The sequence below is a fragment of the Sphingobacterium sp. DR205 genome (assembly GCF_011064245.1).
In the GTDB taxonomy this organism is placed as follows: domain Bacteria; phylum Bacteroidota; class Bacteroidia; order Sphingobacteriales; family Sphingobacteriaceae; genus Sphingobacterium; species Sphingobacterium athyrii.
The window spans coordinates 6,664,311-6,680,141 of record NZ_CP049333.1 but is presented as its reverse complement, the minus strand read 5'-3'; the positions used below and the strand labels follow the sequence as shown (position 1 = coordinate 6,680,141).

Genomic DNA, 15,831 nt, shown 5'->3' with positions numbered 1-15,831 from the left:
AACCAGCCGTTCTTTAAAATCCTGTTAGGATACCATTCCGAAGCACAACATAGACCCGGACCGCATGAATGCATGAGATCAAAAAATACACATTCTCAAAAATTAGTATCTATTGCATTTCTAATTTTAAGAAACGTGCGGTTTCGCTTTTCTTGTTTTTAATTAAATTTTCTGGGGTTCCCTCAAATAATACCTGACCACCCTCTTTTCCGCCTTCAGGACCGATATCAATCACCCAGTCAGCCGATTTCACAACATCCAGGTTGTGCTCGATAATCAACACGGTATTTCCCCGGTCTACCAATCGGTTGATTACGCCCATAAGCACGTTAACGTCCTCAAAATGAAGTCCTGTGGTAGGCTCGTCAAGAATGTAAAATGTATTTCCCGTATCTTTCTTGGAAAGTTCCGTGGCAAGCTTCACCCGTTGAGCCTCTCCGCCGGACAAGGTTGTAGAAGACTGGCCTAAGGTAATATAACCTAAACCGACATCTTGTAAGGTTTTGATTTTTCTGTAAATACTCGGTACGTTTTCAAAGAAATCGACCGCATCATTGATGCTCATGTCGAGTACATCTGAAATAGATTTACCCTTGTATCTTACCTCCAAAGTTTCTCGGTTATAACGCTTTCCGTGGCATGTTTCACAAGGAACCTGTACATCGGGCAGGAAGTTCATTTCAATGACTTTCAAGCCAGCACCCTGACAGGTTTCACAACGGCCACCTTTGACATTGAACGAAAAACGACCCGGTTTATAGCCCCTGATTTTTGCTTCGGGAAGTTGAACGAACAAGGTGCGTATATCGGAGAATACACCAGTATACGTCGAAGGGTTGGAACGTGGTGTACGACCTATCGGGCTCTGATCAATTTCAATAACTTTATCAATATGCTCCAGGCCTTCAATCTTTTTGAATGGAAGTGGGGTTGCTTTAGCCCGGAAGAAATGTTTATTCAGGATCGGGTAGAGCGTACCGGTGATTAAGCTGGACTTACCGGATCCCGAAACCCCCGATACAACGATCAATTTGCCGAGTGGAAATGTTACGGTCAGGTTCTTGAGATTATGCCCTGTAGCGCCATGAATCGACAGTGTTTTGTGATTGCCTTCACGACGTGTTTCGGGAATTTTAACTTCTTTTTTCCCATTGAGATAAGCTGCGGTCAGGGAGTCTGATTTTAAGATCTCCTTGGGCTGACCTTCCGCAACAACAGTGCCGCCATGGACACCCGCCGCCGGCCCCATGTCAATCACATAGTCTGCATGAAGGATCATGTCCTTATCATGCTCAACCACTAAGACCGAATTGCCAATATCACGCAAGTTTTTAAGTGCGTTGATAAGACGTTCATTGTCCCGCTGGTGTAGTCCGATACTCGGTTCATCCAAAATATAAAGCACATTGACCAGCTGTGAGCCGATCTGGGTCGCTAAACGGATCCGTTGTGCTTCGCCGCCGGATAATGTTTTTGCCGTACGATCCAGTGTCAGATAGTTTAACCCTACATCCAATAGAAAGCCCAGACGAGCCCTTATTTCTTTGAGTATTTCCGTCGCAATGACCAGCTGGCGTTCATCCAGCTTGCTTTCCACCTGATCGAACCATTCTTTTAATGCCGAGATATCTAATGTCGATAGTTCATGGATATTCTTGTCCGCGATCTTAAAATGCAATGATTCTTTCTTTAACCGCGCTCCTTCACAAGTTGGGCAGGTAACTTTGGTTCTGAAATCATCCAGCGAAGGCGCTTCATCCGAAGATTTACCGGAAAATTCCTCCAGCATTTTGAAGATCCCCTCAAATTCAACACGATACTCACGGGATCCGTAGCTCCCATAGGACACGGTGACAACAATAGGTTCTTCTTTATTGCCAAACAAAAGCTGGTCGATCTGCTCATCATTAAGTTTCTCCAACGGAGTTGTGACGGCAAAATCCAATTTTTTGGCTACGGCTTTAAGCACTTCAAACGTCCAGTTCTCCCGGGTGGGGCCCAACGGCGCCAGGCCTCCTTTCTGAATGCTGAGTTTCTTGTCGGGAATGACCGCATTTTTATCAATCTCGAAAATATAGCCTAATCCATCACATGTCGGACAGGCACCATAGGGTGAATTAAATGAGAATGTATTTGGCTGCGGTTCATCGTAGGAGATGCCGGATTCGGCATCCATCAGGTAACGGCTATAAAATTGCTCCTGATTGTCTTTGGTAGACACTTTGATAATGCCTTTCGCCGTTTTCATCGCTTGCATCACCGAGGTCTGCAAGCGCTTCTTATCTTCACGTTCTATTTTCAAACGGTCAACGACAATTTCAATATCGTGAATCTTATAGCGGTCCACTTGCATTTTGGGAATCAAATCCAATATTTCGCCATCCACACGCACTTTGACATACCCCTGTTTGCGAATTTGCTCAAAAAGCTCACGGTAATGACCTTTACGTCCCTTCACGACAGGAGCGAGGATATTGAGGGCTTGGCCTTCAAACTCATCCAGAATACGTTCGATCACCTGATCGTCAGACATACGCTCCATCTTTTTACCAGTGACATAGGAGAATGCTTCCCCGGCACGGGCAAACAAAAGGCGCATAAAATCGTATACTTCTGTAATTGTTCCGACAGTTGACCTTGGATTTTTGCTCGTTGTTTTTTGTTCAATGGAAATCACCGGACTCAAACCTGATATCTTGTCGACATCCGGACGTTCCATGCCGCCCAAAAATTGCCGGCTATAGGCACTAAAAGTTTCCATGTACCGACGTTGGCCCTCTGCATAGATGGTGTCAAAAGCCAAGGAAGATTTACCACTACCGCTTAAGCCAGTGATAACGACCAATTCATTTCTCGGAAAAGAAACATCTATATTTTTTAGATTGTGCGCACGCGCTCCAAATACCTGAACTTCACTCTGTTCGCCCAAATCCGGGCTTCTTTTTATTGCCATGAAAACTCCTTAAAACCCGTGTGAAAGGGATAAAATGCAAAACATGCAAAATTACAGATTTTTAAAGGAATTATGCGAGCATATCTGACTTTTGGAATAAAATGTGATATACATGTGATTTGGATATCCTGCGACAACCCGAGGATTTAAGAAAGTTACGAAGGTAATTGTTATCTTGGGGTCGGCTAAGGTGGCTATGGCAACTTGTAAGCCCTAATTTTGTACAGGACCTAAAAAATAAAAATAAAACAGGAAGATACTTCGGTAAGTCGAAAATTTGCCGGATTAAAATCTTTGTTACTTATTCTTTGTTCTACAATATCAATACAATAACAATGCGAAAATACGACGTCAGCAAACAGGAAAAGCAATCCATCGAAGATATTGTCCAATTTTGGAAGAAGGAAAATTTATTGGATGAACAAAAGGCCAATGAACTGATGGACAGCCTCGACGTCAAAAGTTTCGATTGGGGACAGTTGGCCCGTTACGCCTTTTGGATTGCGCTGGCCTCCCTGGTATTTGCTGTTTTTTCGTTGTTTACAGATGCTTCTTTCCTTGCTTTCGTCGATACCCTTTATGAAGCACCCAATATTTTATTCTGCTTCTTTTTTGCGGCGGTCGCTGTCCTGTTTTACACGCTCGGCTTTCGCTACAAAAAACGTTATCCCTATAAGAACCTGTCCACGGAGACCATGATGCTGATCGGCGTATTCGGAACGGCAGCCTGCATTGGTTTTATGGGGAAGGTATTGGATAAGGATACCATGCATTATTCGCTCTTGTTTCTATTGTCCGTCGCAATCTACGGAATTCTCGCCGTAAAGCTCGATAGCAAGCTGATCTGGACCTTTATGCTATTGGCACTCGGTGTTTGGTTTGCCACCGAGACAGCTTACCATAGCAACTGGGGCTTTAAATTCTGGGGAATGAATTATCCCCTACGTTTTACGATTTTCGGTGCTATAATCACGGCGGCAGCTGTTTGGCTACAGCCACGATTTGAACGTTTACAGATATTTCAACCGGTCAGTTATATCATTGGGTTGATTTATCTTATGGTTTCTTTGTGGACACTATCTATCTTTGGCAACTATTCGGACTTTTATGAATGGACCACCGTACGCCAGTATCACATGTTTTATTGGGGGATTTTATCCACTGCGGTCTCGGCGTTTCTTGTAATTTATGGGTTAAAAGCGAAGGATAATGTTACCCGCGAGGTTGGTTTTGTGTTTTTGGTATTGAATATTTATACCCGCTATGTGGAATATCTGTGGGATAATATCAATAGAGCCGTGTTTTTCTTGATCCTCGCAGTTTCTTTCTGGTTTGTCGGCCGTTGGGCAGAGAAACTATGGAACAGACGAAAAGAAGAATTAGGAGGATAAATCCGATGGAATGCCTTGGGGTAAAACATCGAAGACCTAAGCCGCATGTGCAGAACAGGGGATGATCGGCTTTGAGGCAACCTGCATATCAAAAATGAACGGTAAATCCTACGCCTCGATTTGAACTGATGCTCAGATTCGGGTCATGACTCAGGTGTTTTCGTATGCGGGTGATAAAAACGTCCATGCTTCTGCCGGTAAAAAAATCAGCGCTTCCCCATACCTTTTCAAGGATATCTTCGCGTGTCACGAGCTGACCGTTGTGTTGGCAAAGGAACAAAAGTAATTGTGCTTCCCGCTCGGTGAGCCTATATTGTTCCAAAGCATGACTCAGCAACAGTTGGTCGGGGAAAAATAGGTACGAACCAATTGGAATGGAACTCGGGGACACATTTTTTTGATTGCGCTTTAGTATATTTTGTATACGAAGTAACAATTCTTCGGGATCACAAGGCTTGGTAATATAATCGTCAGCACCGATTTTTAAACCAGTCAACTTATCGATCTTCTGCTCTTTGGCCGTTAAAAAGATAAAAGGAAGTGACGGGAAAAGTGTATTGATTTCTTTTGCCAGCGCAAAGCCGCTCACTTGGGGCAGCATCACATCCAGAATAATTAAATCATATCCCACAAGCTGCTGAAAGTCTGCCGTGAGCTCATTTGGCTGTGAAATCCATTCCACCTGAAAGTCCGAAAGCTCCAGATATTGTCTCAGCATAAATCCAAAATCCGGATCATCTTCTACCAACAATAGTTTATTCTTCATTTCTTTGTTTCATCTAACGGATATCTGGCCCTTATTTCCTGATCCATTATAAAGTTAATAATACGATTTTTATTCAAGTGCTGCTTCGCGGCACTTCGTGTGGTAACCTCTGCCGCTGATTGGCAATGTAGGCCAATGAAGTGAAAAATTAGCGCGGCAATAGCACCACAAAAGTTGTTCCTTGTTGCAATTTACTTATCACGCTAATCTTCCCCGCATATTTTTTGACAATGTTCCTAACCAAAAATAGACCAATTCCTAAGCCCTTTGTATCATGAATATTGTCTTTCTGGATACGGTAAAACTTTTCAAAAATATAGGGTAACTCGCTTTCTTCCATGCCCTGTCCGTTGTCTTTGACCTGAATGGATAGATAGTCTTTTTGTTCCTCAAAACGGATATTTAGTTGGGTGGCACCATATTTAACCGCATTATTCATCAGGTTTGAAAATAATGTCGCTGTATCTATTAGGTTAAGGCAAATTGGCAAGTTGAGGCTTGGTTCCACAATGAGTTTGACCGTTGGGTTACACAGCTGAAAATCACTAAAAATTGCCTGTAGTTCTTTCGCTGTTGTTGGGGATAAACTTGTTGCATTTTGACTTTCGTTCAATGGATCCAATGTTTGTTCCAAACGGCTCACTTGACGTTCAATGACGGCAACAATTGTATTATCGGGAGATTTTTGGAGGGTTCTGGCCGCTATTTTTAAGGTAGCAATCGGTGTTTTTAGCTCGTGCGAAATATTATCTACGACATCGTGCAACACCGCAATCTGTTTTTTTTGTTTCCTGAGGTTGTTAATTGTTCGGTAAAATAACCAGATAAAAGCCGCCAGGATCAATAAGGTGCTTAACAGCAGTGAGGTGAGCTCCTTAAATAGAATCCAGTTGAGATTGACCACCTCAAAAAAAGTCTTGCGCGGAACAGAAAAAACATATAGAATCTCCCTGCTTTGGATACTATCCTGAGTCCTGTTCGTTTCAGTTTTTTCCGTAAGCCATTTACTGCTGGATAATTCTGTAGGGTTATGGAAGGTACCCTTTGTGGTATACACGGTGATGGGGCCATCAACCAATGGGGTTGCCGCATCTTTATAATAAATACCTAATATTTCCTGCCGGAGGATGACATGCATGCCCAGTGGCCGGAATATACTGTCGACATATTTTGTTAACTCCGCGGATGTCTTCTGCGCGTGTGTTTTATATAAATTTTTTAAACCTTCTGCCGTGATCTCCTTTTTAACCAGTTTAATGTAATAATCACGGGCGATATCCTTGCTTAATAAGTTGTTGTCAAAAATAGAATCGGAGTCTTCTAATCTGTCCAGATTCTTTTTGATATCAGCGAATATTTCACGTTGTTTGAGCCGGTAGGTATTGTACAATTGATAACCTTGTATGCCAATGAGGATGGCAAAAAATAGGATGAAAAGGATAATATAATTTTTAGGTTTCAATTCCATATACAAATATAGCCGCTCCTAACGAAGATCATAGACCTTAACGCAGCATTAACTCTTCATTAACCATATTTAGCTGTGTTAATGAACAATTTTGGGACATTAAATACCGAAATATGAAATGCTTATTATTTTTGCTTGCAGCACCATTGTTCGTGACGGCACAGACTAAACAGGTCGGGGGACAGATCCGGAATGGTAACAAGGAGGCGCTGGCTGATGCCTCCATTGTTTTGTTGGACAGTACCTATCAACAGATCAGCGAAACAAAAACAGATCGTGCCGGGAAATTTGAAGTGTCATTGATGCAGCATAGCAAATACTATCTTAAAGCCTCGCATTTGAACTTTGGATCCCTTGAAATATTTTTTTACAGCGACACCATAAAGAGTCCCCTGATAGTGACACTTTTGCCAAAGGCGAAAGAACTTGCGGAAGTGAATGTGGTGGGTCGGCAACCGCGATTGATCCGTAAATTGGACCGTCTGGAATTTAATGTTCAAAATAGTAATCTCTCCGCACTTAACACCTGGGATATTCTCAAACGGACGCCTTTGGTAATGACCAACGGTTCGGACCTCCTGGTGCGGGGAAGCAAAAAGATCGCGGTGCTTATTAATGACCGTAAGGTGATGCTGAGCGGTGACGAACTGAAAACTTATTTGGAGAACACAGCCGGTAATGATGTACAATCCATCGAGGTGATTACCAATCCACCGGCAAAATATGAAGCGGATGGAAGCACGGTCATTAACATCAAGCTGTCCAAATCTACCTTATATGGTTATCGGGGTACCCTGCTGGCTCTGGCCGAAAAGAGTACGACCTGGAAACAGTTGTTTGGACTGACGCAGTATTATAAAAACGAAAAGTTCAATCTACGAGGGACATACAATTTTGGTCGCGGTACCTATGCCCGTTATGAAACAAACTATGTGTATTATCCCAAGGAACAGACCTCTTGGGAAGGGACAATGGACCGTTTCGATACCAATAATAGCCAAAATAGCTATGTGCTTTCGATGGACTATACGCCAGACTCAACATGGTCGGTCAATGCAGGCTTAAACGGTTATTATGGGCCAAGATCCTATGGTGTTTATGAAGTGCCCATGATAATCTATAACAAGGACCGGGTGCAGGAGTCCAGTTATTTTACAACAAATGACCATGAACGTTCCAACAAGACCAATAACCTCTATCTACAAGTGACGAAGAAACTCAGCCCTAAGTGGAGCATTAATTGGTCATCTTACTTTACGTCCAGCCATGCCAGCAATGATCAGGATGTCTTGACGGCATTGAATTTTAAAGGAGAAAAGCCGTCTAGCACACGTTTTATTAGTAATAATGACAGCAAAAATCGCCTTTTTTCCTCGCAAGTAGACGTTACAGGAAAGATAGGGGGACTGGAAGTAGAATTTGGTGGAAAGTTTAGTGCCGTAAAGACAACAAGTGACCTGCTATTTTCAGACGATGAATCTGGTACACTACAGCACCGACCGGACAAGAGCAGCCTGTTTGATTACAAAGAACGCAATGCGGCTTTATATACATCGTTTAACTATACCTGGAAGAAATGGAGCTGGAAAGCGGGATTAAGAGGGGAGTATACTGATTTGGAAGGCATTGTCTCAGAGCCCAAGGATATCAACAAGAAGGATTATATTGTGCTATTCCCGACGTTCTATATGCAATATGCATGGTCAGACCAACAGCAATTTGGGTTTTCCTATGGTAAGCGCATCAGCCGTCCCGCTTACTCCTGGCTCAATCCGGCGAAATCTTATTATAATCTGTTTTCCTATTTTCAGGGCGACCCACGTTTAAGGGCTACCATTGTACATAACCTCAACCTGACCTGGACAAAGAACAGCTGGAATGTGGATCTATTTTACCGGTTCGAGAAATGGCCTAATATGGAAATCGCCTTGCAGGATAACGTCAATCATCAACTGATCTTTCAATATACCAATATTAAGAAAGGGCAGGGGGCGGGGATAGATCTGGGCAAGAGTGTTCAGCTAACCTCCCGCTGGGGATTAAATCTTCAACTGGAAGGCATGTACAATGAGAATTATTTTATGGGATCTGATGCTCTGCTCCACAAGAATGACGTTTACATCGGTAATGGCAATATAAGTTCAAGCTATGTGCTGGACAAAAATGCCGGCTGGAATGTAGAACTTGGAAACAGTTTTACTTCACCGACTATTCAGGGGCCATTTCGGATTACAGGTTATTCCAGCACTTACTTGACCACCAACCGTAAATTTTTTAACAAAAAACTGGAAGTCAATCTGGCTTTTATGGATATTTTCAGGACTGAAAAAATGAGGATCTCGTCAAAGTATGCTGATCAGGATAATTATTTTGACGATTACCAAGATACAAGAAAGGTCAATGTGACGCTGCGGTATCACTTTGGAAATCAAAAAATCAAGAGCAGCAATCAGCCGACCAAGACCGAAGAGCAAAAAAGACTTTAGCCCATAAAAAATGCCTACACTTACATCCACAGATGGAATTAAAATCTGTAGCTGTCAGCGTAGGCACTATAAAAATATTAGTTTATTTTTAGCGAATATGTGATATTGATACCACCCGCAGCAAGCATATCATGTACTGAACAATATTTTTTCACGGCTAATTCCGCAGCTTTTGTTGCTTTGACTTCGTCGATGTCCCCTTTAAGGAAAAAGTTGATATGAATATCCGTAAACACCTGTGGAACCTCTTCGCGACGCTTTCCTTCTACTTCCACCTGGATATCGTCAATTTGCTGACGTTGTTTGACCAAGATACTATGTAGGTCGAAAACGCTACAGGAACCCAATGCCATCAATACCAGCTCCATGGGGCGAACACCTTTTCCTTCACCACCAATTGCTTCAGAGCCATCGATGTTCACTTTGACGGAAGATAATTCACTGCTGGCTTCGAAATGCACAGCTTGATTGACACGGTTTAATTTGATTTTCATAAGAATAATTATTTACGCGTATAGCACTTGTTTTTTTGCATTCATTCCATAGCAGCTTCTGCTGTCAAACCCCTCTTATAAAAGATTTATCGGATGCAACCTTCGAAGCGGATGAACATTAAACAAACATAAACATTTCTTGAACGTTGATGAATGACTTTGTTAAACAAAAATACGCATTGTTTCACAAAAAAAGGTCATCTGAATGTTCAATTCAAATGACCTTTTTTAGCCCTTTTTAGTTCATGTATAGCACTAAGGCAAGGCAACACCGCCATACTGGCTGACATTTACTTTTCCTAATTTGGTGCTATATTTTGCATTGATGGCGTCAACAAAAACATTGGCCATAATGGCATAGCCCATAGGCGTTAAGTGAACACCATCCAACGAGAATATATTACCGGTGATGTATTTATTGCTGATGGCGATACCGTTAATCTGATAGCCCGATTTTACCTTGTTCAGGAAACTATAGATATCGGCCACCGCAAGTTTTTTACTGTCAGCAACCTGTTTAATAATCGCGTTTAGCGCAACAATACGATCTTGGACCATTTTTGCCTCAGCCTCATCTAAGACAAAATTGTCACCAACAGGATTTTGTAGATATAGACCATAGGGGTACGGATTGACAATACCAGTTGCTGGGTCTTTAAGATCTTGTCGGCCCAGTAAACCCGCAGATGAAAACGGTAAGATAAACATGTCTTTATCCGTTGCTGCCCGAGGGGTAGTCTTTGTTTTGATATAGATATTCTCGAAAGGTGGCAATTTGGGGTCTTTTGCCGCTAATGCTGCATTAGCCCCGGCCAATAAGGCTTGACGGGTTACTGTCGTAAAATAAGGGACGGCAGTGACATCAGGAATGGTAGCGACAACCCCTTTTTGTTCTTTGTTGGTCAATTTAGTGATAAAGCTGGTATAACGCCCCGTAAAGTCCTGTTCGGAAATCAATGCGTTTGTAGCATCAGTGTGGACAGCACCGTTTGTGGCATAGCCCAGCACATCGTTATTTCCTAAGGAGAAGGAGAAAAATGTATGGTCTTTCGTGGTTGCGAAATCTACATAAGTTGTGGTAGCTGGCGCATTGTCTGGTAGCAATCGCTCAAAATAAGGATTCCCTTTTGTGGTACCTATTCCTGGCGCAAATGCCATATCCAAACGCATTCCCGGTACACCCAGATTATTGATGGGACCAGTGTACTTGATGTAAAGCGGCTTTTTGTCTTCGGTCTGCCCCCGGATAGCGAGGTGGTCAGTTACGGTGCCTAATTCTGGTTGACCGTTGACCAGCGCTTTTAAATATAAAAATCCGCTGCCATTATAGTTTTCCGCAGGAAAATAAGGCTGCAAAAATTCTCCGCCGCCCACCTTTTTCATCTCTTGCGCAAGCATATTCGGGAAAGATTGTTCCTGCCCCTTAAGACTAAGTCCACTATTGGCATAACCGGAAGTCAGGGAATTACCGACAGCAATATATTTGCTGAAATCCACATTTTCAGGATTTCCACCTTTGGTATCGAGGTCGATAGATGGCTTACAGGACGCAGCCAATGCCAGCGCCACAAAACCAATATAAAGCTTAATATTTTTTTGAAATCTTTTCATAATCTATTACCATTTATAGGTGAATGAAATTGAAGGGGCGTGAATATTTGTCTTGTAAGCGCCCTCGATTTGTGTGACGGGGCTTGTGACAGTGCGCTCTTTCAATTTTTGTAAAACATAAGCTGCGTGAAGGCTGAATTTGTCGTTGATGGCGTAAGACAAGCCCAGCGCACCCATGAGCCGGTCGTTGTCCGGAGTCTCTGCATATACATAGTCTTTATCAACCGGTGTTTTTACATATCCCACTCCGGCACGTACAGCTAACTTTTCGTTGGCTTTGTAATTCACCCCAACTTTTCCTGAAAATGCATTCTTATAATTTTTTATTTGCTCTGTATCCTGTAGCAGTGGGGTATTATCTGCATAATCAAAGACTAGCTTTTTATAGATATTGTATTGGATAAAAGTTCCGTCGGCAACAATATCCACTTTGTCACTCACCGGAACCGAGAGGCCGAGGTTAAGTGATGCTGGCAAAGGAAGTTCTGCGCTGAATTTGGTATCGGAAAACGAGGCTGCAACAGCATCAGGCACCGTAAATTCGGCATCACCCTTTTTCAGCTTTGTAACGACTTTTGACCGGTAAGATAAAGAGATCGCGACATTGTTGTCAAAGTTGTAATGCGCGCCGACGTTGTAACCTATACCCGTACCTGTACCCGTTAATTTGGCATGTGCAGAGGATCCGTCAGGTAAAAACAAAGGTAGTGACCTAGCGAGATCGACCATGCCAATGTTGTAAACAAAACCAGCACCTACGCTTAAGTTATCCGTCAATTTATAACTGATAGTGGGCTGGATGTAAATCGCACGCAATTTTAGATGGTTGAGTTCGTATTTTCCAGGCCAACTGTCTCCCCAGTCCACTGCTCCGCCATAAGGCGTATAGACACCCAGTCCAGCCTTCCAACGGGCATTGTCTGGCCCAAATGTTGCAAAAACAGAAAAAGGAGGAGTCACTTGCGAGCGCGTGTTATACACTTGATTGCTTCCTGATTCTTTGAAGGCTGATCGATACATTACCGCGGATATGCCTGCAGAAACTGCATTGTGGTCCATTTTTGCCAAACCTCCCGGGTTGTAGAATATACTTGTTTCGTCTGTGAACAGTGCAGATCCGGCACCAGCCATGCCTAATGCCCGTACGCCCTGTGTATTCACTTGAGACCCTTGTGCAAAGAGCAGTGATGGTGATGCACAAAGTATTGAGAATAATAATTTCTTCATACTAGTGTTTATTGTTGGTTAACGTTCCTCTTTAAAATACAATGCTAACATAGTAAATGTTTGGCTAATATTAATAAATGTTGTGTAATATTTTTTTTGCTCGTACCTTTAAGTGCAAGGAAACTAAAATTAAACAATCATATTTTATGGCTACAATCACTTTTAAGGGCAACCCAGTGAACACTAAAGGCAACTTACCACAAGTCGGTGAGCAGGCGCCTGATTTTAAATTAACTGCAGGCGATCTTTCCGATAAATCTTTAGCAGACTTTAAGGGAAAAAAAATTGTGTTAAATATTTTTCCAAGTGTAGACACCGGAACCTGTGCAGCTTCTGTACGTGCATTTAATAAAGAAGCATCGCAATTGGACAATACGGTTGTACTGTGTATCTCGAAAGATCTACCGTTTGCACAGGGGCGTTTTTGTGCCGCTGAAGGCTTGAACAATGTGGTGACATTATCCGAATATAAAGATTCGAATTTCTCTGATGCTTATCAATTGGCAATTGCTGATGGACCTTTAGCAGGCCTATTGAGCCGTGTCGTGATTACCTTGGATGAGAATGGAAAAGTATTGTATGAAGAACAAGTAGCGGAAATCGCAGACGAACCGAACTATGCGGCTGCTATTGCTTCATTGAACTAACTGGAAGGATAGGGGATGTTAAGAACAAATCTCATATCTCAGTACTAAAAACCAAATAATCGATAAAAAGCGTGCCTCAGCACGCTTTTTATCGATTATTTGGTTTTCTCTAAAGCCTGTAAGATATCGTTGATAATATCTTCCTGATCCTCCAAGCCAACAGACAAACGGATGCTGCCTGGTTGTATGCCCAGATTTAAACGCTCGTCTTCTGATAATTTGGAATGCGTCGTAGATGCCGGGTGCGTAGCGATTGACCGCGAGTCACCTAAGTTGGATGTATATAAAATCATTTCCAGCTGGTCAACAAAAGCTTTCGCACGCTCAAAACCACCTTTAACAACCAGGGTAACTATACCACCACCGGCTTTCATCTGCTTCTTAGCTAGCTCATATTGTGGATGGCTTGGTAGAAAAGGATATTTTACATCTTCAATCTCCGGATGATTTTCTAGCGCTTGCGCGAGTGCGAGTGCATTGGAACAATGGCGATCCATACGGATCCCTAGGGTGTCTAGACTTTTGGAAATAATCCACGCATTAAATGGTGACAATGCGGGGCCTGTATGACGGATAAAGAACATCAATTTGTCTATCAATTCCTGTTTTCCGACCACAATCCCCCCCAGAACACGTCCCTGTCCATCCATATATTTTGTTGCTGAATGGATAACCAGGTCAAATCCATACTGAATCGGTTTCTGAAGATAAGGCGTCGCAAAACAGTTGTCGATCGAAAGGATGATGTTTGGATATTTTTCTTTGAATTTGCCCAACCATTCCAGATCAACCAATTCCAACCCGGGGTTGGATGGTGATTCCAAAAATATAATTTTCGTATTTGGCTGTATGGCCTTTTCCCATTCCTCCGGATTAGCCGCGTCTACATAAGTTGTGGTAACACCCCAGCGCGGAAAAAGTTCGGTAAATAACTGATGGGTAGAACCAAATATCGCGCGTGAAGAAACAATATGGTCTCCACTTTCGATAATTGCAGCAAAGGATGCAAATACTGCAGCCATACCAGATGCGAAGGATAAGCCTGCTTCGGCACCTTCCATAATACAGACCTTGTTGATGAACTCGGAAGTATTCGGGTTTGCATAGCGAGAATAAATCATTGCATCCTCTTCTCCAGCAAAGACCGCCCGACCTTGTTCAGCGCTGTCGAAGATAAAACTTGATGTGAGGTATAAAGGAGTCGAATGTTCGCGAAGTGCTGAACGATCGACCTGTTCACGTATGATTTTAGATTGATCTTTTTTCATGATGTGTAAAGTTACGAGATGAAATTTTTATATTCGTATAATTACCAATGAAATGACCCATTTTATGAAAAAAATCTGGCTATTTTTTTTCTCAGGAATTCTATTCCTTTCTTTTTCCTGCTCAAAAGACGAAAAATTACTCTCTGATCAGGAACTCAAAGAAATACCTGTGTTCTTGTTGAGCCCCGATTTTCTATCTAACTATAATTTTTATCCGCTTGATAATAAGCTAAAACTGGCGTACAAAGACCACCAACTTTCTCGAATTACCGGTGGCTTTTTGCCTATTCCCGGAGCAAGTGGGACGCGTAACGATTTTACAGATATTATCTATTGGATTATTAGTATTTCTGGGGATCGGGTTAAATTGGAAAAAAAGAGTTCCAGTAAGGAAGTCACATTTGATGAAAAACATGAGTTACGCTATAACAAGAAGTTGATCAGTGAAAGAAGAATAATCCGAGGAGATCAACCAATTAGCATATATAAATATGAATACGAGAACGACCTATTGAAAAAAGAATATTACTATTTAGGTGATCAATTGCCACTTGAGAAAACGTTCTATTTTAATGCGAGCAAAAATTTAGATAGCATTGTGTATAAATACCCCTATAGTGCTTCTAAAATAATTGACATATTTACTAATTATGATCAGAAACCAAATAAATTAAGGGGCCTTTTGGTGTTAGAAGAATTTTTGCCAAGAGCGCTCTCGGTAAACAATTATATGGAAATGAATAGAGTCTATGTTGATGAGGAAGGGGTTCGGAGCCCATCTGGGGAAAGAAGATGGGATGCTAAGCTTTTCCCTTAAAGATGAACTCCAAACAAAAAAGCCGGACATTATACCGGCTCTTTCATTAAATGAAGTATTTCCTTATTTCTTTACAAATTGCATCACAACAATATCGCCGGAGATAAATGTCAATTCATTATCTCTGACATCGAAATTTGTTGTGGATTTTAAACCATTCATAAATTCGTTATAAGCGGCATTCTCACAGTGCATCATAGTAGAAATCAATTTATCACCGATTTTAATGGAATTGCCTTTCTCACTTTCATAAGTACCACCGATGCCGTTACAGCCGTTGTTACCTTCTACTTTGTGGTCTTTGGTCGTGAATGTCAATGTCGGGACTTTGTCTTTGAAGAGGTCTTTGAGTCCTTTTCCTGCTGTTTCGGGTGTCGTAAGTGACTTAAGTTCCCAAGTTCCCTCCAGCGATGCATTATCCACCACACTTGGTTTTTGAACCGTGGTCGCGGTATCGCTGTTTCCCGTTGCTTCAGATTTTTTTCCTGTTGTGTTGCATGCAACAGTTGAAAACGCCAATGCAACTGTTAAAATCATTAAATTTACTTTCATAATCATTTTTAATAATATATAAACATTCCTTTTCTGCCCTAGAGTGTGTAATTATCATGCCAATCTTGTCCCAATGGCATCCAACCACCTGCCGTAGTACAGCTAACTTCTTTATCCTCTATAAAATAACAGATCGGTATTTTTTGTTTGC

12 protein-coding genes are annotated in these 15,831 nt (G+C 42.0%); 4 read left to right on the top strand and 8 right to left on the bottom strand.

The genetic code is table 11. The annotated features are described in order from the left end of the window. Positions 1–109 precede the first annotated feature (109 nt). Entirely contained in the window at positions 110–2,953 is a 2,844-nt protein-coding gene (gene uvrA, locus G6053_RS28130) for an excinuclease ABC subunit UvrA (protein WP_108634835.1), read from the bottom strand. Positions 2,954–3,288: 335 nt separating this feature from the next. Here uvrA and G6053_RS28125 point away from each other — a divergent pair, with 335 nt between their 5' ends. Further along, positions 3,289–4,344, top strand: coding sequence for a DUF2157 domain-containing protein (locus G6053_RS28125; protein ID WP_165309261.1), 1,056 nt, complete (start codon positions 3,289–3,291; stop codon positions 4,342–4,344). A gap of 88 nt (positions 4,345–4,432) precedes the next feature. Here G6053_RS28125 and G6053_RS28120 read toward each other — a convergent pair whose 3' ends face one another. Then, the gene (locus G6053_RS28120) at positions 4,433–5,110 is read right to left on the bottom strand and encodes a response regulator transcription factor (RefSeq protein WP_108634837.1); all 678 of its coding nucleotides are present in this window, start codon (positions 5,108–5,110) and stop codon (positions 4,433–4,435) included. A gap of 148 nt (positions 5,111–5,258) precedes the next feature. After that, on the bottom strand, positions 5,259–6,578 hold the full coding sequence (locus G6053_RS28115) for a HAMP domain-containing sensor histidine kinase (RefSeq protein WP_165309260.1): 1,320 nt from the start codon (positions 6,576–6,578) through the stop codon (positions 5,259–5,261). 113 nt (positions 6,579–6,691) lie between these two features. Here G6053_RS28115 and G6053_RS28110 point away from each other — a divergent pair, with 113 nt between their 5' ends. After that, the gene (locus tag G6053_RS28110; RefSeq protein ID WP_108634839.1) at positions 6,692–9,064 is read left to right on the top strand and encodes an outer membrane beta-barrel family protein; all 2,373 of its coding nucleotides are present in this window, start codon (positions 6,692–6,694) and stop codon (positions 9,062–9,064) included. A 77-nt stretch (positions 9,065–9,141) separates the two neighbouring features. On the opposite strand, the gene G6053_RS28105 is transcribed toward G6053_RS28110, so the two are convergent. The 3 genes from G6053_RS28105 to G6053_RS28095 form a co-directional block, all read right to left on the bottom strand. Next, a complete protein-coding gene (locus tag G6053_RS28105; protein WP_104383749.1) occupies positions 9,142–9,558 on the bottom strand; it encodes an OsmC family protein in 417 nt (138 codons plus the stop codon). A gap of 255 nt (positions 9,559–9,813) precedes the next feature. Then, a complete protein-coding gene (locus G6053_RS28100; RefSeq protein WP_108634840.1) occupies positions 9,814–11,169 on the bottom strand; it encodes an SGNH/GDSL hydrolase family protein in 1,356 nt (451 codons plus the stop codon). A gap of 6 nt (positions 11,170–11,175) precedes the next feature. Then, a complete protein-coding gene (locus tag G6053_RS28095; RefSeq protein WP_108634841.1) occupies positions 11,176–12,396 on the bottom strand; it encodes an outer membrane protein transport protein in 1,221 nt (406 codons plus the stop codon). A 146-nt stretch (positions 12,397–12,542) separates the two neighbouring features. Between G6053_RS28095 and tpx the strand changes: the two genes are divergently transcribed. Then, complete coding sequence (tpx, locus tag G6053_RS28090) at positions 12,543–13,043, top strand: thiol peroxidase (protein WP_108634842.1); 501 nt, start codon at positions 12,543–12,545, stop codon at positions 13,041–13,043. A 95-nt stretch (positions 13,044–13,138) separates the two neighbouring features. Here the strand turns inward: tpx and G6053_RS28085 are convergent, their stop codons facing one another. Next, a complete protein-coding gene (locus G6053_RS28085; protein WP_108634843.1) occupies positions 13,139–14,311 on the bottom strand; it encodes an aminotransferase class I/II-fold pyridoxal phosphate-dependent enzyme in 1,173 nt (390 codons plus the stop codon). Positions 14,312–14,375: 64 nt separating this feature from the next. Here G6053_RS28085 and G6053_RS28080 point away from each other — a divergent pair, with 64 nt between their 5' ends. Then, positions 14,376–15,128: a hypothetical protein gene (locus G6053_RS28080; RefSeq protein ID WP_165309259.1), complete on the top strand. Its 753-nt coding sequence runs from the start codon at positions 14,376–14,378 to the stop codon at positions 15,126–15,128. A 63-nt stretch (positions 15,129–15,191) separates the two neighbouring features. On the opposite strand, the gene G6053_RS28075 is transcribed toward G6053_RS28080, so the two are convergent. After that, positions 15,192–15,680: an META domain-containing protein gene (locus G6053_RS28075; RefSeq protein ID WP_165309258.1), complete on the bottom strand. Its 489-nt coding sequence runs from the start codon at positions 15,678–15,680 to the stop codon at positions 15,192–15,194. Between the last annotated feature and the right edge of the window lie 151 nt (positions 15,681–15,831).

Bases quoted from the DNA above. Each gene is read 5' to 3' on its own strand.
- uvrA (WP_108634835.1), bottom strand. From the start codon at position 2,953: ATGGCAATAAAAAGAAGCCCGGATTTGGGCGAACAGAGTGAAGTTCAG.
- G6053_RS28125 (WP_165309261.1), top strand. From the start codon at position 3,289: ATGCGAAAATACGACGTCAGCAAACAGGAAAAGCAATCCATCGAAGAT.
- G6053_RS28120 (WP_108634837.1), bottom strand. From the start codon at position 5,110: ATGAAGAATAAACTATTGTTGGTAGAAGATGATCCGGATTTTGGATTT.
- G6053_RS28115 (WP_165309260.1), bottom strand. From the start codon at position 6,578: ATGGAATTGAAACCTAAAAATTATATTATCCTTTTCATCCTATTTTTT.
- G6053_RS28110 (WP_108634839.1), top strand. From the start codon at position 6,692: ATGAAATGCTTATTATTTTTGCTTGCAGCACCATTGTTCGTGACGGCA.
- G6053_RS28105 (WP_104383749.1), bottom strand. From the start codon at position 9,558: ATGAAAATCAAATTAAACCGTGTCAATCAAGCTGTGCATTTCGAAGCC.
- G6053_RS28100 (WP_108634840.1), bottom strand. From the start codon at position 11,169: ATGAAAAGATTTCAAAAAAATATTAAGCTTTATATTGGTTTTGTGGCG.
- G6053_RS28095 (WP_108634841.1), bottom strand. From the start codon at position 12,396: ATGAAGAAATTATTATTCTCAATACTTTGTGCATCACCATCACTGCTC.
- tpx (WP_108634842.1), top strand. From the start codon at position 12,543: ATGGCTACAATCACTTTTAAGGGCAACCCAGTGAACACTAAAGGCAAC.
- G6053_RS28085 (WP_108634843.1), bottom strand. From the start codon at position 14,311: ATGAAAAAAGATCAATCTAAAATCATACGTGAACAGGTCGATCGTTCA.
- G6053_RS28080 (WP_165309259.1), top strand. From the start codon at position 14,376: ATGAAAAAAATCTGGCTATTTTTTTTCTCAGGAATTCTATTCCTTTCT.
- G6053_RS28075 (WP_165309258.1), bottom strand. From the start codon at position 15,680: ATGAAAGTAAATTTAATGATTTTAACAGTTGCATTGGCGTTTTCAACT.